The organism is Vitreimonas flagellata, from assembly GCF_004634425.1.
Taxonomy (GTDB): domain Bacteria; phylum Pseudomonadota; class Alphaproteobacteria; order Caulobacterales; family Aquidulcibacteraceae; genus Vitreimonas; species Vitreimonas flagellata.
In genome coordinates, this window is the sequence record NZ_SBJL01000002.1 from 766,949 (window position 1) to 784,254 (window position 17,306).

The 17,306-nt window shown below is 61.9% G+C and carries 17 protein-coding genes and 1 tRNA gene; 11 read left to right on the forward strand and 7 right to left on the reverse strand.

The features are described 5' to 3' along the window. The first annotated feature begins 1 nt into the window (after position 1). The 3 genes from EPJ54_RS11665 to EPJ54_RS11675 are packed head-to-tail and all read left to right on the forward strand — an operon-like array spanning position 2 to position 4,124. Entirely contained in the window at positions 2-1,459 is a 1,458-nt protein-coding gene (locus tag EPJ54_RS11665; protein WP_135211883.1) for an N-6 DNA methylase, read from the forward strand. Continuing rightward, complete coding sequence (locus EPJ54_RS11670) at positions 1,456-3,111, forward strand: restriction endonuclease subunit S (protein ID WP_135211884.1); 1,656 nt, start codon at positions 1,456-1,458, stop codon at positions 3,109-3,111. The genes EPJ54_RS11665 and EPJ54_RS11670 overlap by 4 nt, the downstream gene beginning before the upstream one ends. Then, positions 3,108-4,124, forward strand: coding sequence for a hypothetical protein (locus EPJ54_RS11675; RefSeq protein ID WP_135211885.1), 1,017 nt, complete (start codon positions 3,108-3,110; stop codon positions 4,122-4,124). Before EPJ54_RS11670 ends, EPJ54_RS11675 begins: the two co-directional genes overlap by 4 nt. Positions 4,125-4,492: 368 nt before the next feature. On the opposite strand, the gene EPJ54_RS11680 is transcribed toward EPJ54_RS11675, so the two are convergent. The 5 genes from EPJ54_RS11680 to EPJ54_RS11700 all read right to left on the reverse strand — a co-directional run bounded on the left by EPJ54_RS11680 (position 4,493) and on the right by EPJ54_RS11700 (position 7,652). Further along, positions 4,493-5,398, reverse strand: coding sequence for an XRE family transcriptional regulator (locus tag EPJ54_RS11680; protein ID WP_135211886.1), 906 nt, complete (start codon positions 5,396-5,398; stop codon positions 4,493-4,495). A gap of 262 nt (positions 5,399-5,660) precedes the next feature. Continuing rightward, positions 5,661-5,735: transfer RNA gene (locus tag EPJ54_RS11685), tRNA-Gly, on the reverse strand. Between the two features lie 111 nt (positions 5,736-5,846). Beyond that, positions 5,847-6,467, reverse strand: a complete 621-nt coding sequence (locus tag EPJ54_RS11690) for a class I SAM-dependent methyltransferase (RefSeq protein ID WP_135211887.1) — start codon at positions 6,465-6,467, stop codon at positions 5,847-5,849. Beyond that, positions 6,464-6,895 carry a hypothetical protein gene (locus tag EPJ54_RS11695; protein WP_135211888.1) on the reverse strand — a complete coding sequence of 144 codons (432 nt, stop codon included), beginning with the start codon at positions 6,893-6,895 and terminating at the stop codon, positions 6,464-6,466. Before EPJ54_RS11695 ends, EPJ54_RS11690 begins: the two co-directional genes overlap by 4 nt. Position 6,896: 1 nt before the next feature. Further along, complete coding sequence (locus EPJ54_RS11700; protein WP_135211889.1) at positions 6,897-7,652, reverse strand: DUF6065 family protein; 756 nt, start codon at positions 7,650-7,652, stop codon at positions 6,897-6,899. A gap of 46 nt (positions 7,653-7,698) precedes the next feature. On the opposite strand from EPJ54_RS11700, the gene EPJ54_RS11705 reads away from it, so the two are divergent. From EPJ54_RS11705 to EPJ54_RS11730, 6 genes are read left to right on the forward strand one after another with little or no spacing between them, the layout of a single operon-like run. Then, positions 7,699-8,223: a prolyl-tRNA synthetase associated domain-containing protein gene (locus EPJ54_RS11705; protein WP_135211890.1), complete on the forward strand. Its 525-nt coding sequence runs from the start codon at positions 7,699-7,701 to the stop codon at positions 8,221-8,223. Positions 8,224-8,278: 55 nt separating this feature from the next. Beyond that, positions 8,279-9,184 carry a thioredoxin family protein gene (locus tag EPJ54_RS11710; RefSeq protein ID WP_135211891.1) on the forward strand — a complete coding sequence of 302 codons (906 nt, stop codon included), beginning with the start codon at positions 8,279-8,281 and terminating at the stop codon, positions 9,182-9,184. Continuing rightward, positions 9,181-9,840 carry an LON peptidase substrate-binding domain-containing protein gene (locus EPJ54_RS11715; RefSeq protein ID WP_135211892.1) on the forward strand — a complete coding sequence of 220 codons (660 nt, stop codon included), beginning with the start codon at positions 9,181-9,183 and terminating at the stop codon, positions 9,838-9,840. The genes EPJ54_RS11710 and EPJ54_RS11715 overlap by 4 nt, the downstream gene beginning before the upstream one ends. Further along, the gene (locus EPJ54_RS11720) at positions 9,837-10,019 is read left to right on the forward strand and encodes a Trm112 family protein (RefSeq protein WP_135211893.1); all 183 of its coding nucleotides are present in this window, start codon (positions 9,837-9,839) and stop codon (positions 10,017-10,019) included. The genes EPJ54_RS11715 and EPJ54_RS11720 overlap by 4 nt, the downstream gene beginning before the upstream one ends. Next, positions 10,016-10,375, forward strand: coding sequence for a gamma-butyrobetaine hydroxylase family protein (locus tag EPJ54_RS11725; protein WP_135211894.1), 360 nt, complete (start codon positions 10,016-10,018; stop codon positions 10,373-10,375). The genes EPJ54_RS11720 and EPJ54_RS11725 overlap by 4 nt, the downstream gene beginning before the upstream one ends. Positions 10,376-10,393: 18 nt before the next feature. After that, positions 10,394-11,071: an SOS response-associated peptidase family protein gene (locus EPJ54_RS11730; protein ID WP_135211895.1), complete on the forward strand. Its 678-nt coding sequence runs from the start codon at positions 10,394-10,396 to the stop codon at positions 11,069-11,071. Positions 11,072-11,077: 6 nt separating this feature from the next. Here EPJ54_RS11730 and EPJ54_RS11735 read toward each other — a convergent pair whose 3' ends face one another. Together EPJ54_RS11735 and EPJ54_RS11740 are read right to left on the reverse strand one after the other, a co-directional pair. After that, positions 11,078-11,353: a hypothetical protein gene (locus EPJ54_RS11735; RefSeq protein ID WP_135211896.1), complete on the reverse strand. Its 276-nt coding sequence runs from the start codon at positions 11,351-11,353 to the stop codon at positions 11,078-11,080. A gap of 246 nt (positions 11,354-11,599) precedes the next feature. Next, positions 11,600-12,865 carry a UbiH/UbiF/VisC/COQ6 family ubiquinone biosynthesis hydroxylase gene (locus EPJ54_RS11740; RefSeq protein ID WP_135211897.1) on the reverse strand — a complete coding sequence of 422 codons (1,266 nt, stop codon included), beginning with the start codon at positions 12,863-12,865 and terminating at the stop codon, positions 11,600-11,602. A 183-nt stretch (positions 12,866-13,048) separates the two neighbouring features. On the opposite strand from EPJ54_RS11740, the gene EPJ54_RS11745 reads away from it, so the two are divergent. Both EPJ54_RS11745 and EPJ54_RS11750 read left to right on the forward strand, forming a co-directional pair. Continuing rightward, the gene (locus tag EPJ54_RS11745; RefSeq protein WP_239590886.1) at positions 13,049-14,620 is read left to right on the forward strand and encodes an ammonium transporter; all 1,572 of its coding nucleotides are present in this window, start codon (positions 13,049-13,051) and stop codon (positions 14,618-14,620) included. 205 nt (positions 14,621-14,825) lie between these two features. After that, positions 14,826-17,243 (forward strand): FtsK/SpoIIIE family DNA translocase, encoded by a 2,418-nt coding sequence (locus EPJ54_RS11750; RefSeq protein ID WP_135211898.1) that lies wholly within the window; start codon positions 14,826-14,828, stop codon positions 17,241-17,243. Positions 17,244-17,306 lie beyond the last annotated feature (63 nt).

Here is a 17,306-nt window from a genome sequence, read left to right on the forward strand (position 1 = left end):
TTTGTCCGTTCGCACTACCGTCAAATCCATCCAAGATATCATGCGCCAAGACAGTGGCGTTGATGGTGACGCGCAGCGCATCTCGCAGCTGTGCTGGATGTTCTTCCTCAAGATCATCGACGACCAGGACAAGGAGCTGGCGCTTCTCGACAAGACCTATCGTTCGCCGATCCCTGCCGAACTCCAATGGCGGGCCTGGGCTGCAAATCCCGAAGGCATAACAGGCGAAGAGCTACTCACATTCATCAACGGCGAGCTATTCCCGAAGCTCAAGAACCTCACGCAGTCCGGCAAAGGCGGCGATCGCCGCCGCGTCGTGCGCGATGTGTTCGAGGACGCATTCAACTACATGAAGTCCGGCCAGTTGATGCGGCAGGTGGTCAACAAGATCAACGCCATCGACTTCAACAATCTCTCAGAGCGCCAGCACTTCGGTGACATCTACGAGCAGATTCTCAACGACCTGCAGAGCGCGGGCAATGCGGGCGAATACTACACGCCGCGCGCCGTGACGGCCTTCATGGCAGATCGGATCGATCCAAAGCCCGGCGAGATTCTTCTCGACCCCGCCTGCGGCACTGGCGGCTTTCTCACCTGCGCCATCCGGCAGATGCGCGATCGATATGTGAAGCGCCCTGAGGATGAGGCGAAGATGCAGGCGGGCTTACGCGCCGTCGAGAAGAAGCAGCTTCCGCACATGCTGTGCGTCACGAACATGCTGCTGCACAACATCGAGAACCCGAGCTTTGTCCGGCACGACAACACGCTCGCCCGCCCCTACATCGGCTACACGCAGAGCGACCGCGTCGATGTGGTACTCACGAACCCGCCCTTTGGCGGACGTGAGGAAGACGGCATCGAGTCCAACTTCCCGCAGCAATTTCGAACCAAGGAAACCGCCGATCTCTTCTTGGCGCTTATCGTGCGCCTATTGAAGCCAGGCGGGCGCGCAGCGGTGGTGCTTCCGGACGGCACGCTCTTTGGCGAAGGCGTAAAGACACGGCTCAAGGAACACCTGATGGAGGAGTGCAATCTCCACACCATCGTTCGCCTGCCCAACTCGGTGTTCAAGCCTTACGCTTCAATCGGCACCAACCTCCTCTTCTTCGAGAAAGGCGAACCGACCAAAGACATTTGGTTCTACGAACATCGCGTGCCCGAGAGTCAGAAAGCCTATTCGATGACGAAGCCGATCCGCTTCGAGCATCTCCAGCCCTGCATCGACTGGTGGGGCGGCAAAGAGCGCAAAGGCCGCGAAGAGGGGCCGCAAGCTTGGCGCGTCACTGCCAACGAGGTGAAGTCGCGTAGCTACAATCTCGACTTTAAGAACCCCCACGCCATAGCCGACGATCACGGCGACCCGGAGGTGCTACTGACGGACCTCGACGCGGCAGAGCGGGACGCCGCGAGCTTGCGCGACCAATTGAAGGCGATCCTCGCCGAGGCGCTCGTCCGATGAACGCGGAGCGCCTGCTTCAGCACTATGAGCGATTGGCGGACGCGCCAGAGGCGATCGAACGGCTGCGTCGCTTCATTCTTGATCTGGCCGTACGCGGCAAACTTGCGCCGCAGAACCCGAACGACGAACCGGCAAGAGACTACAAGACTTCAGATCATCTCGGTGCGCCGCTTGAGTTACCGGGAAACTGGCAGTGGACTGAAATCGGCGAGCAGTTGGAGCTCCTCAATGGTATGGCTTTCAAGCCAACCGATTGGGCAAAGGCGGGATTACGCATCGTCCGAATCCAAAATCTGAACAATGCGGAAGCACCTTTCAACTTCTGCAGTCCTGACATGGCGCGCGAACGGTCCCTAATCGACAACGGTTCATTCCTGATAAGCTGGTCTGGAACGCCGGGTACATCATTCGGTGCATTCATTTGGGACCGCGGCCCTGCAGTTCTGAACCAGCATATATTTCGCTGTGACTTCAAGACGAAGGCGTTTTTCCCGCCATTCTTGCGCCTCGCGATCAACGGACGCCTCGACGAAATGATCGCCAAGGCACACGGCGGCGTGGGCCTTCAGCACATCACAAAAGGCAAACTCGAAGCACTGCTCATTCCTCTTCCGCCGCTCGCCGAGCAGCACCGCATCGTGGCCAAGGTCGATGAATTGATGGGCCTCTGCGATCGGCTGGACGCGGCGCGGCATACACGCGAAGCAACACGCGACCGACTTGCAGCGGCGAGCCTCGCCCGCCTCAACACACCCCATCCCGATACCTTTCATGCTGACGCTCGTTTCGCGCTCGACGCGCTCCCCGCCCTCACCACGCGCCCCGACCAGATCAAGCAACTCCGCCAAACCATCCTAAACCTCGCCGTGCGCGGAAAACTCGTGCCGCAAGACCCGAACGACGAGCCGATTACAACGACGCTGAGCAACGCGATGGCCCGTCGCGCGGCGCTTGTGAAGGCGAAAAAAGTCCGCGCCAAAAAACTTGATGGTTATGGTGGCCTGGAAGCGGACCCCAACCTGCCGTCGAGTTGGGTGACCGAGCGACTTGGAAATCTCGTCGACCCCGAGAATACGATTTCCTACGGCGTGTTGGTGCCAGGGGAAGAAGTGCCCGATGGAGTGCCGTTTGTTCGGGCGCAAGATTTAGCTCTTTCTGGCCATCCCGAACGACCGAACAAAACGATCGCTCCTGAAGTTGAACAGGCCTATGCGCGGACAAGGCTGCGAGGAGGTGAAATTCTTGTTTGCGTAGTCGGAAGTATTGGCAAGCTTGGGGTCGTTCCGCAGTCGTGGGCTGGTGCAAACATTGCCCGTGCGGTCGCGCGAATTTCACCGATATCCGAGATCTTAAGAGAATATCTGCTCATCGTTTTGCGCAGCGACCCCGCGCAAACCTACTTCAGCGAAGCAACGAGAACCCTCGCGCAGCCAACACTCAATGTTGGTCTTATCGAGCAAACACCGATTCCGCTTCCGCCGCTTGCCGAACAGCGCCGCATCGTTGCCAGAGTCGACGCACTCATGACTCTCTGCGACCAGTTGGAGGCGAGCCTTACCACCGCCGCCAAAAAACGCGGTCGCTTGCTCGATGCACTGCTCGCGGAGGCTCTCACGCCCTCTGAGGCAATTCGTTTGGAGGCTGCCGAATGACCGCTGTCTCGCACTTCCAACGCTTCTCGCAGCGCGAGAACCACGCCACCAACAACACACTGCTGGTGCTGCGGCACCTCTACCAAGTCTCGCCGGCAAAGCTTCAGGCGGTTCTGAACACACTCCTCGAAGACACGCAGATCGCCATAGGCGTTCAATTCGATCAGCAAGTGAAGGGATCGCAAAGCGTTCCAGACGCGCACATCTATCAGACGCCGTGGCGCATCTATGTCGAGACCAAACTGGGCGCGTCACTCGATGCGGATCAAATCGAACGCCACATCAACAGCATCGCCGCGACACAAGACGGTGTCACGGTTCTACTTGGCCTGACTTCGGGCAGTGTCGAACCCATTCAAGCCGAACGCCTCGCCGCCACCGCGCGCGAGAAGAACGTCACTTTCAAGTGGGTCACATTCGTTGATCTCGCCGACGCTCTGCAAAGCCAGTGCGCCGAGTACGAGACAGCGCTCTCCGCGATCGTCACGGATTACGTCGACTATCTACGTGGCGAAGGCCTCTTGGAATCGCGAGACGATTGGCTTCTCGTCGTCCCCTGTGGCCAGTCCTACGAAGAGAACAAGCGCTTCGGCCTCTACTACGACGCCGTGAACCGCCCCTCACGAAGCGGCTGCCGATATCTCGGCATCTACAAGAACCGCACTGTCTCTCTTATCGGCGATATCGTCGCCGTCATCGTGTGCTCCTACCAAGACGGCAAAGCCGCCCCGCAAGGTCCCGCCGAGTTCGGCGAAATCACCGAAGAGCGCCTAGCCCGGATCACAGCCGTGATCGAAGCCACGAGCTATTACGATCTGAAAGGCACCACGCAGCGCTACTTCGTGACAGACGGCCTGCACGAGACCGAAATCCGCAAGTCCACCAAGGGCGGCATCCAAGGCGCGCTTTATCTCAAGATCGACGCGCTTCTCGGAACTCGTCGGAACAGGGCGGCACCTTTAGCCGATCTCGCATCACAACTGGCCGGCACCACATTTCCAACTCGGGCGTAAACGACGAACGACGCCTCGGTTTCCCGAGACGCCGCCGCCGTCAGTCCCTACTCAGGGACCAAGATCGGAAAAGCCTTCAGGCCGAACTGGTACGCGTAAACTACACGCCCATTTCGGTCCCGCCTCCAGGGCCGGAATATGTACCGGTACCCTGGCGGTGGCTTTGGCAAAGCACGCTTGTGCATTGCGACCTCCGTCGCGGCGATGTTTCACCTTGCCTTAAGCTGCCTGCGCCACTATTTTGCTCGTTCTCAACTAAGCAATCAGTGGTTAAGCATCGGCTCGGCGTCTCGTGCCAGCAAGCCTTAACCCAGCACGAAATTCCTAGAGCGGCACCAGACGGTCAGGTCTTGGGGCCGCTTATTTGTTTAGAGCGCATCCCTCCGCCTATACTTGTCGAGCATGACCTCCGCTGCATGCTCGGTAATTCCAAACGCTTCAGCAGCACTTGCTGGCTCCTGAAATCTCGTAGCGTGTCGGCGCGGCAATAAGAGTGCGCCGGCGAATGTATCCGCCTGCCACTCGGAGTCCGTGTAGATCTTGTCTTCCGGCGCAGATGCGCGGGCCATCGGAATGTGGCGATGCATCAAGTAATGGCCGAGTTCGTGGCATGCCGTGAAGCGATCGCGCCCGCGCCTATCCCAAGCTCGCTCATAGACGTCCTGCCGCAAGATCAGGCCATCAAGTCCGGCCATGACACGTCCCTCGTCGCCGTCCATTTCGTCTGCGTCCCAGACGTCAAAACAAAACTCAGGAAAGAACCGCTGCATCCGAAATTCGAGCACGTCCATGACGGGAAATTCGAGTTCATCGTCCGCAACGAAGGCAGATCGAATTTTGTCGGCGTAGTCCCACAAAGTGAGCGTCGTGTGAGCTGGAACGCGAATACCCCGTCGCCTACGGAGAAATGGCGTTTCTCCCGAGCACGACTTGAAGACTTTCTTCTTCAGCTCATCGATTACGTCCTGCGGAAGTTCATCGACCTTTCGCGCGAATGCCGCGACCAATTCTCGGTTCTCGTCCGAGACCTCATCGAGCTTCACTTCCTTTTTCGTGCGGTCTAGCGCTCGACGAAGGCTCTCCACTTCAGGAACTGCCAAGCCGTACTCATTCACGATGTTCGCGAAGAAGGCGGGAGGTACTGACTTGCGACCCGTCTCTACGGCGGAAAGAAATGCCGACGAACAACCGAGGGTCTTCGCCATGTCGAGCAAGCGAAGTCCGCGCTCTATCCGCAGCGCCCGGAGAGCTTGGCCAAAGGGCGTGAGCTTCATCTCTGCCTCCTATCCTGCCTAGCCAGTTAACCTTGCCGCGCGAAAAATCAACCTCTGAGGTTCATTTATCATCGCGACAGGTTAACGACAACTAAATGTATGATGACTCTTCGGCAACATCACAACATCCAGTGTTTGGGGCTGTTGTCGTTGATCGAGCCTCGGCGATCCCGGCGCGTGGCTACACGGTGGCTACATGGCGCGCATGCAGTTCAGCGGGGCCTGTCGGCCACCGCTTAACCACATGATTTTATTTAGTAAATGGAGCGGGCGAGGCGATTCGAACGCCCGACCCCAACCTTGGCAAGGTTGTGCTCTACCCCTGAGCTACGCCCGCATCCTGGGTAACAGGGACCGAAGGCCCCGCTGAGGGGCGGTCATATCGCAGAGGCGCGGCCCGGACGCAAGGGGCCTTCCGCTTTTGCCAGGTGGGTTTGCAGGGGCCTTGTTACACGGGTTTGGCCGCGCCCCAATTATTGAACCCAGCCCAGCGAGGCGAGCGGGGCAAATACATGGTTTCCAGCTCCTCGATCACGAAACCCGCGGCCGTCACAATCGCCGGAATATCCCGCGTCAGGTGACAGCCGCCGGCTATGGGCTTCCAGACCGGCTCGATCCGACGCTGCCAGCGCCGCACGCCTTCGTCCGGCGCGATCCCGTGTTCGCAAAACAGCAATTGCCCGCCGGGCTTCAGCGCGCGACGCGCGCCTTCGAGGGCAGCGACCGCATCTGGGATGGTGCAAAGCGAATAGGTGACGAGCACGGTATCGACGCTCGCGGCCGGCAAAGACAGATTCTCCGCCGTCTCCGCTAGCACCTCGATCGGAAACGGCGCCTGCGCGGCTTTGCTGCGTGCTGCAGCGAGCATGCCTTCGCTCGGTTCGAGTGCGTAAAGCTTGCGAACTTTGCTGGCGTCATAGTGCGGAATGTTGAGCCCCGAGCCGAAGCCCAATTCTAACACGACGCCTTCCGCACGCGGTACGATCTTGGCGCGCTGCCGACGAATGGGTCTGCACCCACACGCCGCGCCAATCATCAAAGGCAGCACATGACGTTCGTAGAAACTCATGGCGTTGACCCACAAAGCGGCTCAAGCGGACAGAACCCGCCCGCGCGGTCTTGCATCGATGGATTAGGTTCTTCGAGCATGCCCCAAGTTTGTGGGAGACAAACGCCTTCAAAACGATCGCTTTCGTCGAACCGAACACCCACGTCGTCAATCCAAAGCAGACCGTCCTTGTCGTATGGATTGGAATTGGCGTCTCGTGAGACAGCCCACGCCGAGACCTCAGCGCGATCTGGCGATGGGTTTGATGGGCAGAAATGCGCGCGTATCGCCCGCAGGCTTTCGCGCTCCGCACTCAGGTATCGGAACGTTGAACCCGTATCAGACGCGAGCACGGCTTCGCTGAGAACCTGCGTGCCCCAGCCGATCGCGAGTCCAACATTCGCCAGCAGCGACGCGATCAACGCGACATGCAGCCAGCGTATGCGCATCTTATTCGCCCGGCTCCGCCTTGCGCGGCGGCTTTAGGCGACGGCGATTGACGTGGCTATCCGGCGCCAAATGGCCTTCCGGCGTGCGGCCGCGGAAATAATCGCGCTGCCAGCCATTCTTCACGGCTTCGGCGTCCTTGTCGGCGAGCTTGTCGAGGAAGTTGGTGCGGCTCGCGCCCCACGCATCGTATTGGCGCTTCAAATCCGGATCGTCGTGGATCGATTTGATGATCGGCTGCACCTCATCCATCTGCTCGTGCGGGATCGGATAGATGAAGCAGAACGGCTCGCCCTTCTTAAACGAGATCATGCCGGGGCGCGTGAAGCGCCAATTCATTGTGAAGGGAAACGGCAGCCAATAGGTCTCAACCACACCGGCGAGCGGCTGGATGCCGTCTTTGATGTGATTGGGCGGACCACCGCACCACAAATCCCAGCCGGGCTCGGTGCGGAAAAGATAGCCGGTGTGGAATGTCAGCACGCCGCCGGAGAAGTGGGACACCGCCCAGCGATCGAGCAAAGCTTTCGGCGTGTCGCCATCGGGATCGAGGCGAATGTCTTCGGTGCGCGGACCGCCCGTCCACGTCGCGGTGAAGCTCACCGGCGAGAGCAATGCCCAGCCCGTCGTGTTCGCCACCACCAGCGGCAGACAGCGATACGGGTGGCGATCGGAGAAGCGATCCATCCATTCGCGGTCGGGCGACCCAGGCACGAGCTCCGCCGGTTGCGGATCGACTTGATAACAGGTGAGTTTCATCTCCTCCCTCCTAGACGCACGCGCCCCCATGCGCCAAGGGGAGGCGATGACGCCCGCCACCGAAGAAGACCTGTTTGCCCGCTTCGATGCGCTGGGCATCAAGCACGCGACCACCCGTCACCGCCCCGTCTTCACCGTAGAGGAAGGCGCGGACCTCAAGGCGCAAATGCCCGGCGGTCATTCCAAGAATTTGTTCTTGAAGGACAAGAAGGGCGCGATCTTCCTGCTCTGCGCGCTGGGCGAGACGGTGATCGATCTGAATGCTGTGTCCAAAGTGCTGGGCGCGGGGCGGTTCAGTTTTGGCTCGGCCGAGCGGCTGAAAGAGTATTTGGGCGTCGAGCCCGGTTCGGTGACGATCTTTGCACTGATCAACGACCCCGAGCGCCGCGTCACCCTGGTTTTGGACGAGGGCCTGCTGGCGCACGACCCGGTCAATTTCCACCCGCTCAAGAACGACGCCACCACCGCCATCAGCCCCGCCGATTTGCTCAAATTCATCGCCGCCCTCGGCCGCGAGCCGATCCGGCTCAGCTTTGGTCCGAACGGTGTTCCGACCCGCGTCGCCGGCTAGAATTGAACCCGCATCGCTTTCAGCCCATGTAGGGGTCTGAAGTTCAGAGGTTCGCATGACTTTTTACATGGATGGCGCGGCGCCGCCGGCAAATGATCTCGTCAAGGACGGCTCCGACCAGGGCTTCATGGCCGACGTGGTGGAAGCCTCGCGCGAAGTGCCGGTCATCGTCGATTTCTGGGCGCCCTGGTGCGGGCCCTGCAAAACGCTCGGGCCGCCGCTGGAGAAGGCCGTGCGCAATGCGGGCGGCGCGGTGAAGCTGGTGAAGATCAATATCGACGAGAACCCCGGCGTCGCCGGCCAACTCGGCGTGCGCTCGATCCCGGCTGTGTACGCGTTCGACCAAGGTCGCCCGGTCGATGGCTTCATGGGCGCGATCCCGGAAAGCCAGATCAAACTCTTCGTCGAGCGCCTCACCGGCGCCGACATGAGTGCCGAAATCGAGCCGTTGCTGGAGCAAGCCGCGGAATCATTGAAACTCGGCGACATCGGCGGCGCGGCGCAGGGCTATACCGCCGTGCTGCAACTCGATCCGGCGAACGTGCGCGCCATCACTGGCATGGCGCGCCTTGCGCTGTCGCAAGATGACGCTGCGCAAGCCGAGGAAATCCTGGCGCACGTGCCGCCGGAAAAAGCGAATGATCCAGAAGTGCTGGGCGTGCGCGCCCTGCTCGAACTCGCCGCCAATGCTAGCGACGCGGGCGATAGCGACGAGCTGTCGAGCGCCGTCGCCGCCAACCCGGACGATCTCCAAGCGCGCTTCAATCTCGCCGAAGCGCTCTCGGCGCGCGGCGATCTGCAAGGCGCCAGCGATCATCTGCTCGCCATCATCGCCAAGGACCGCGAGTGGAACGAGGACGCTGCGCGCAAGCAGCTCCTGAAAATCTTTGAAGCCGCCGGGCCGATGTCCGACGTGGCCAAGCAGGGACGCCGCAAACTGTCGGCGATTTTGTTCTCGTGAGCGCGTTCGGTTTCCGCAAACCCGAAGACCTGCCGCAGACCTTGGCGCTCTTCCCACTCGACGGCGTCATCCTGTTTCCGCGCAGCGTGATTTCGCTGAACGTGTTCGAACCGCGCTATCTGAACATGGTCGACGACGCTTTGGGCGGTGAGCGCTTGATCGGCATCATCCAGCCCGCGACGGGCCAGGATGGCGAAGCCGTGCCGCATCTGGCGGATGTCGGCACCGTTGGACGCATCACCGCGTTCAATGAAACCGATGACGGCCGCTATCTCATCACGCTGACCGGCGTCTGCCGCTTCGATTTCGAACAAGAAATCGAAGCCGGCACGCCCTATCGCCAGGCTCTGGTGAATTACGAGCCGTTCACCAGCGATTTCCGCCAAGCCAGCGGCGCCGGCATCGATCGTCCTGAGCTGATGAAGTCGCTGAAGACTTACGCGCAGCTGCACGGCTTCCAAGTCGACTGGAACGCGGTGGACGGCGCGCCGACGGAAACCGTGATCAATGTGGCGGCGCAACTTTGCCCGTTCGACGCCGCCGCCAAGCAAGCGCTGCTGGAATCCGTCTCAATCGAGGAGCGCGCGCAAGCTTTGGTGGCGTTGCTCGAATGGGACAGCGCATCCGACGATCAAAGCAAGCGCCCGCTGCAATGACGGACGTCGATCCCAAGCTTCTGGAAGTGCTCGTCTGCCCGCAATCGCGCAAACCGCTGCGCTATGACCGCGAGCGCCAGGAGCTGATCAGCGAAAACGCGCGCCTCGCTTACCCCGTGCGCGATGGCGTGCCGATCATGCTGATCGACGAAGCGCGCGAATTGGACGCCGACGAATGAGCACGCCTTGGCCCACCGACCTGACCTTCGACAGCAAAGCCAAGGCGCTGCACATCAGCTTCGATGACGGCGCGCATTTCGACATTCCGTTCGAATTGCTGCGCATCGAAAGCCCGAGCGCGGAAAACAAGGGCCACGGCCCCAATCCGCCGCCCCCGCCCACCGGCAAAGCCAATGTCGGCGTGGTGCGCGCCGACGCCGTCGGCCGCTACGCCGTGCGCATCAGCTTCGACGACGGCCACGACACCGGGCTTTACTCCTGGGATCTTCTCTACGACCTCGGCCGCACCAAAGATGAGCGGCTTAAAGTTTACCGTGAAACATTGCGCCTGCGCGCGCTGCGGGACGAAGCGTAAGCGCTTCACATCAGAACCATGTGCAATCGCTACGCCGCCGACATTCGCAAAGCCAATCTTGAGGGCGAATACTGGGGCTTCGAGGAATGGAGCGAGACAGGCCAGAACATCGTTCTGGAGGTCTTTCCCGACCGCGTCGGCCCCGTAATCCGCAAGCGCATGGATGGTACGCTGGAATGGGCGGCGATGCGTTGGGGTTTGCCCGGCCCGCCGCAATTCGGCGCGCTGCCCGTCACCAATTTGCGCAATGTCGCCAGCGCGCACTGGCGGCCGCTGCTCGGCGTCGAGCATCGCTGCCTCGTGCCGTTCACCGCCTTCAGCGAGTACGACGATTCCTCGCCCAAGGGCGCGAAGCTGTTGCGCTGGTTCGCGCGACCCGATCGCGGCATGGCGATGTTCGCCGGCATCTGGCGCCAATGGGAGGGCGTGCGCGGCACGAAGAAGGAGCCGATCGAAGGCAAGCATTTGCTCTTCTCGTTCCTCACCACCGAAGCCAACGATCTCGTCCGCCCGATCCACGCCAAGGCGATGCCGCTCGTGCTGACCGATCGCGAACAGCAGGAGGAATGGCTCAACGCCCCCGCCGCCGACATCGCCAAAATCCAAGCGCGCAAATTGCCGGCCGAAGCGCTGCAGCTCATGCGCGACGACGAAACCGAAATGTTCGCCCCGCCGCGGAAGAAGGCGGTGAAGTAAGGGTCGTCAGTCAGGCCTGACTTTTCTGACGATCGCTTCGAGCGCCCATACGATTAGCGCGCACAAGAGTGCGCCCAACAAATAGCCGGCGGCGATACCCCACCATGATCGCGTCTCGACCGCCACCCAAATCCAGGAGAGCGCGCCAATCGGGCCCGCCAAAGTGTACGGCCAATCACGACGAAAATCGTGGAGTGGGCTGATGGCAAAGACCACAAACGCCGCGACCGGATAAAGGAAGATCAGCGCCCATGCCGTCCGGCGATATTTTTGCTGGTCCACGCTGATTCCTTTCGCGTGACTCGCGTCACATCGCTAAGCCCAAGCGCCTAGTACGTTGGCTTCATCGGAACACGGGGTTCCGGGGAGCAAAGCAAATGACCAAGTTTTACAGCCTGATCGCAGCCGCCGCGGTGTTCATGCCCTTCGCGTTCGCCACCGCCACCCAAGCCGCACAAATCGTCGCCTAATCGTCCATGCAAAATCCAGAAAGCTAAAGGGCCCGGAGCGATCCGGGCCTTTTGATTTCTAAGCCGCCAAGCTCTCGCCCCGCAGCAGCTTCGGCAAATCGCCTGCGCCGCCGCCGGCGTATTTCATAAAGAACCGCCGCGCCGGGCCAACAGCATTCACCGCCGCAAGCCCCAAGCCACGCGCTGCGCGCAGCGGCGTGATGTCGTTAGAGAACAGCTTGTCGAAAAACTCCATGCCCAACGCCATCGTCACGTTGTCGAAGCGGCGCCAGCGTTGGTAGCGCTCCAGGATTGACACATCCCCCGCATCGAGCCCCAAGCCCATGCCATCGGCGACGCATTCGGCCAAGGCCGCGCAATCTTTCAAACCTAAATTCAAACCTTGCCCCGCGAGCGGGTGAATGCCGTGCGCGCTATCGCCGGCGAGCGCCACGCGTTGATCAATCATGCGCTCGGCCAATTGCAACGAGAGCGGATAGCCAAAGCGCGGGCCTTCAAGTTTCAACGCGCCGAGGAAATCGCCGAAGCGCAAACGCAGCTCGGCCAAAAAATCCGCTTCCGGCATTTTCAGCAACGCATCAGCGGCCGCGCGCGGCTCGGCCCACACAATGTTCGAGCGCTCGCCCTTCAACGGCAAAATCGCGAACGGCCCATTCGGCAAAAAGAATTCATGCGCCACCGCGTCGTGCGGCTTCTCGTGTTGGATGGTCGCGACGATCGCCGTCACCGGATAATCCCAACCAATGGTGCGAATGCCCATCGCCGGCCGCACGAACGAGCGCCGTCCATCCGCGCCCACCAACAAGGGCGCGCGATATTTCCCGCCGTCCGCCAACGTTGCGGTGACGCCCGCGGGATCGCGCTCGATCGCGCTCACCGACATCGGCTGAATCATTTTGATCGAAGGCCGCGCCTTCACCGCGTTATCGAGCGCCATGCGCACGTGCCGCGCTTCCAGCATCAGCCCAAGCGGCTCATCGTGATCGTGCAATTCGCTGCGATCGAAATGGAGATGCAGCAGCGAGGCCCCGCCCTTGCGCGCAGCCGCGCCCAAGCGGCCGTCCGTCACCATGATCTGCTCGATCGGCTGCGCCACTTGGTCGAGTTCATCGCCCATGCCCAGCGCGCGCCACATCCGGTAGGAGGCGAAGGCGATGGCGAAGGCGCGACCGTCAAACGCCGGGGCCAAGGTGTCCGCCGGCTTCGAGGCGTCGATCACGATCACCGAAACGCCAGCCTGATCCAGCGCCAAGGCCAGCGTTTGCCCCACCAGACCGCCGCCCGAAAGGATCACGTCGGCGTCGAAACCACGTCCATTGCTCATAGCCAACGATAGGCCCGCTGACATTTTTCTGTCGATGCGGCCCTGGCGCGCAAGCGCCAAGCAGGGCGCCTCTTTTTTGTGCGCTCACGCTGCACTGCACTATGGAGAGCTCTTCATACCTTGCTCACCACGCCCAGCGCCCCGCCAATCGCACGGTCCAGATCATCCAGTGGGAGCGGGGTAATGACTGCTAAAGAGAATAGGCTGCGGGCGCTGTGGCGTTCGCTTCAAATAGGGGCGGTTTCGCTCGCCGCTGCGTTCGCGCTGACGGCGATCGCGCCCGACATGGCGTTCGCGCAAGAGGCGCCGGCCGCTGTGGAAGCGGCGCCTGCGCCAGAAGCTGCTGTGGTTGAAGAAGCCGTGGTGGAAGAGGCTGCGGCGACGATCACCGTGCCGGAAGCCAGCGTCGACAAGGGCGACGTGACCTGGATGATGGTCTCCACCGTGCTCGTTCTGCTCATGATTATCCCAGGCCTCGCGCTCTTCTACAGCGGCCTGGTGCGCACCAAAAACGCGCTTTCCGTGCTGATGCAGGTCGGCACCGTGACCGTGATTGGCATGATCCTGTACGCGCTGGTTGGCTACAGCCTGTCGTTCACGACCGGGCCGAGCGCGTTCCTCGACCAATTCATTGGCGGCACGGCGCGCTTCTTCCTGATCGATGGCGCGGACGGTTCGGATCTCTCCGACAATTTGGTCGCCACGTTCTCCACCGGTATTTATCTGCCGGAACTGGTCTTCATCGTCTTCCAAATGACCTTCGCCTGCATCACCGCGGCGCTGGTGCTCGGCGGCTTGGCCGAGCGCGTGAAGTTCATCGGTGTCGTGCTGTTCGCCATCCTGTGGCCGCTGCTCGTCTATTACCCGATGGCGCACATGGTCTGGTGGTGGCCGGGCCCGGATCTGGTTGCGAGCGGCACGCCTGCCGTGGGCGGCTTCATCTGGAATTTCGGCGCGCTTGATTTCGCCGGCGGTACGGTCGTCCACATCAACTCGGGTATCGCGGCTCTTGTCGGCGCGATCGTGATTGGCCGCCGCAACAGCTACAAGAAAGAGCCGATCCCGCCGCACTCGCTGATGATGACGCTGATCGGCACCGGCCTGCTCTGGTTCGGCTGGTTCGGCTTCAACGCCGGCTCGAACCTGGAATCGAATTATTATTCGGTCCTCGCAATGGCCAACACCTTCCTCGCCCCGGCGGCCGCTGGCTTCTCGTGGGTGATGGTTGAGTGGCTGACGAAGGGCAAAGCGAGCCTGCTCGGCCTTTGCTCTGGCATCGTCGCTGGCCTCGTCGCGGTGACGCCGGCTGCGGGCTTCGCTGGCCCGATGGGCGCAACACTTCTCGGCCTCGTTGTCTCTCCGATCTGTTTGTTCGCCTGCTCGGCGCTCAAGAACATGCTCGGCTATGACGACAGCCTGGACGTCTTCGGCATCCACGGCGTAGGCGGCATCGTCGGCGCCATTGGCACGGGCCTTGTTGTCAACCCGGCTTGGGGCGGCGCTGGCGTGGTCGATTACGTCAGCTGCGTCGAAGCAGGCGCTGTGCTCGCGACCTGCCCGGTCGCCGAATACAACCTCGTCGGCCAAGTCACCGCGCAAGCCAAGGGCGTGCTGACCACGCTCGTGTGGTCGGGCGTGGGCTCGCTGATCATCTGGGTTGTCCTTCGCGTGCTGGGTCTGCTGCGCGTTTCGAAGGAAGTCGAACAGGAAGGTCTCGACGTCGCCGAGCACGGCGAGGCCGCCTACCATCCCTAAGCAACGCTCAGGGGTTCTCCTCCTCACTTCGGGCGCGGTTCTTCGGAACCGCGCCCTTTTTGTTTTTACCTTTGTAAACAGCGATTTTTCGCAACCAATATGAACGCGTCCGTAACTCTGTTCGCGCCCGAATCTTCACCCCTCGTTTACCCGAAAGGACAACAGTCCCGAACCGGCACAGGCCACCGAAAGGCGCCCCACTTCCATGACCGACGACGCTTACCACCAAGGGGGAAGAATCCCCTCCGTCGCCAGTTCCTCCGCGGGACGCCTCGCCTTGAAGCGCGCGACAGCCTCCGTGGGTGCGGCCATCCTTGGCGCGTACGGCCTGGGCGCTGTGCTAACCTATTCGCCGGAAGATCCGAGCCTGAACGTCGCCTCGAACGGCGCGACGCATAATCTCTTCGGCGGCGCGGGCGCTGTCGTTGCTGATCTTTCGATTCAAGTGCTTGGCGCTGCAGCGCCGCTCGCGTTCGCGGCGTTGCTTGCGGCCGGTGCGCTGCGCATTGCGCGCCAACAGCTCGTCATGAGCATCGATCGGCGTCGCGTGTTCGCCGCGCTCGCAGGGGTACTGTTGCTTGGCGCTGCTGCCGCCACGATTCCAACGCCGGACGGTTGGCCGCTTTCGGTCGGCTTCGGCGGCATGATGGGCGACGGCGTCGCGGGCTTCATCTCCGGCCTTGCTTCGATGCCGGGCCTGCCATTCCCGCGCGTACTCACAGGTTTGCTCTGCGCCATCGGCGGCATTCTCGCCATCGGCTGGTCTTTCCAAGTGCGCAAGGAAGACGTGAAGAACGCCGCCGCCACCGCGCGTCGCCTCGCGGACGGCGCAGGCCAGCGCGCGCAACGCGCCATCTCCTACGTCTCCGACAAAACCCGGCGCGAAGAAGAACCTCTCGATCCGCGCATGTATGAGCGCGCCGCCAACATCGCGCGCGAAGATCGCGCCCCCGCGCCGGAACAACAACAACCGCAACGCGCCCCGCGTCCCGCACCGCAACGCCCCGCGCCGCGCGCTGAAGCGCCACAACGCGCCGCAGCGCCGCGCGCTGAAGCCGCGCCCAAGCCCAAGCGCCAACAGCGCGAGCAATCGACGTTCAGCTTCGGCCGTCCGTTCGAATTGCCCGACACCGATCTGCTGGCCGAACCAAAGCAGCGCATCACGCAAACCGATGCGCAGACGCTGCACGCGATGAGTCGTCAGCTCGAAGGCGTGCTCGCCGACTTCGGCGTGCAAGGCGAAGTCTTGAGCGCACGCCCCGGCCCCGTCGTAACTTTGTTCGAGTTCGAACCCGCCGCCGGCGTGAAATCCTCACGCGTCATCGGCCTTTCCGACGACATCGCCCGCTCCATGTCCGCGACCGCCGCGCGCGTCGCCGTCATTCCCGGCCGCAACGCCATCGGCATCGAACTCCCGAACGCCAAGCGCGAGACGGTGTATCTCAACTCGCTGCTCAACAGCGCGTCCTTCGTCGGCACGCAAGGCGATCTGCCGCTCGCGCTTGGCGAAACCATCGAAGGCGACCCCTTCGCCGCCGACCTCACGAAGATGCCGCACTTGCTCATCGCCGGCACCACCGGCTCGGGCAAATCGGTCGGCATCAACGCGATGATCCTGTCGCTGCTCTACAAGCACACGCCCGACGAGTGCCGCTTCATCATGATCGACCCGAAGATGCTGGAGCTCAGCGTCTATGAGGGCATCCCGCACCTGCTGCACCCGGTCGTGACTGATCCGAAGAAAGCCGTCGTCGCGCTGAAATGGGTCGTGCGCGAGATGGAGGATCGCTATCGCCGCATGTCGAAGCTCGGCGTGCGCAACATCTCAGGCTACAATGAGCGCGTCTCCGACGCCCTCGAACGCGGCGAGCGCCTGGAGCGCACCGTGCACGCGGGCTTCGACCCCACCAGCGGCGAGCCGATCTACGAAACGCGCGAGCTGCCGCTTGAGCCGATGCCGTACATCGTCGTCGTCATCGACGAAATGGCCGACCTGATGATCACGGCCGGCAAGGAAATCGAAGCCGCCGTGCAGCGTCTCGCGCAAATGGCGCGCGCCGCCGGCATCCACGTCATCATGGCGACGCAACGCCCCTCGGTCGACGTCATCACCGGCACGATCAAAGCCAATTTCCCGACGCGCATCTCCTACCAGGTCACGTCGAAGATCGATTCGCGCACCATATTGGGTGAGCAAGGCGCTGAACAATTGCTCGGCCAAGGCGACCTCTTGTTCATGGCTGGCGGCGGCCGCATCCGCCGTCTGCACGGGCCCTACGTCACTGACGCCGAAGTCGAACGCGTGGTCGACATGCTGAAGGCGCAAGGCGCGCCGCAATATCGCACCGACGTCACGCAGGAGCCGAACGAAAACGCCGGCAGCGACGAGCCCGAATTGTTCGCCGATGGCGAGGGCGGCGGCGACGAATTGCTCGAACGCGCCATCGAGATCGTGCAACGCGACCGCAAGGCCAGCACAAGCTACCTGCAGCGCCGCCTCTCAATCGGCTACAACCGCGCCGCTACGCTGATCGAGCGCATGGAAAAGGCCGGGATCATCTCAACCGCGAACGCGGCCGGTAAGCGCGATATTCTCATCGATGAGCTGGAGGATGAGGATTAGGGGGCGCGAGGAGCTAAGCCCTGTGTCGTGGTCCGTCGATGGCGGGTCGCGGCTGACCCATCG

Bases quoted from the DNA above. Each gene is read 5' to 3' on its own strand.
- EPJ54_RS11670 (WP_135211884.1), top strand. From the start codon at position 1,456: ATGAACGCGGAGCGCCTGCTTCAGCACTATGAGCGATTGGCGGACGCG.
- EPJ54_RS11675 (WP_135211885.1), top strand. From the start codon at position 3,108: ATGACCGCTGTCTCGCACTTCCAACGCTTCTCGCAGCGCGAGAACCAC.
- EPJ54_RS11680 (WP_135211886.1), bottom strand. From the start codon at position 5,398: ATGAAGCTCACGCCCTTTGGCCAAGCTCTCCGGGCGCTGCGGATAGAG.
- EPJ54_RS11690 (WP_135211887.1), bottom strand. From the start codon at position 6,467: ATGAGTTTCTACGAACGTCATGTGCTGCCTTTGATGATTGGCGCGGCG.
- EPJ54_RS11695 (WP_135211888.1), bottom strand. From the start codon at position 6,895: ATGCGCATACGCTGGCTGCATGTCGCGTTGATCGCGTCGCTGCTGGCG.
- EPJ54_RS11700 (WP_135211889.1), bottom strand. From the start codon at position 7,652: ATGAAACTCACCTGTTATCAAGTCGATCCGCAACCGGCGGAGCTCGTG.
- EPJ54_RS11705 (WP_135211890.1), top strand. From the start codon at position 7,699: ATGACGCCCGCCACCGAAGAAGACCTGTTTGCCCGCTTCGATGCGCTG.
- EPJ54_RS11710 (WP_135211891.1), top strand. From the start codon at position 8,279: ATGACTTTTTACATGGATGGCGCGGCGCCGCCGGCAAATGATCTCGTC.
- EPJ54_RS11720 (WP_135211893.1), top strand. From the start codon at position 9,837: ATGACGGACGTCGATCCCAAGCTTCTGGAAGTGCTCGTCTGCCCGCAA.
- EPJ54_RS11725 (WP_135211894.1), top strand. From the start codon at position 10,016: ATGAGCACGCCTTGGCCCACCGACCTGACCTTCGACAGCAAAGCCAAG.
- EPJ54_RS11730 (WP_135211895.1), top strand. From the start codon at position 10,394: ATGTGCAATCGCTACGCCGCCGACATTCGCAAAGCCAATCTTGAGGGC.
- EPJ54_RS11740 (WP_135211897.1), bottom strand. From the start codon at position 12,865: ATGAGCAATGGACGTGGTTTCGACGCCGACGTGATCCTTTCGGGCGGC.
- EPJ54_RS11745 (WP_239590886.1), top strand. From the start codon at position 13,049: ATGACTGCTAAAGAGAATAGGCTGCGGGCGCTGTGGCGTTCGCTTCAA.
- EPJ54_RS11750 (WP_135211898.1), top strand. From the start codon at position 14,826: ATGACCGACGACGCTTACCACCAAGGGGGAAGAATCCCCTCCGTCGCC.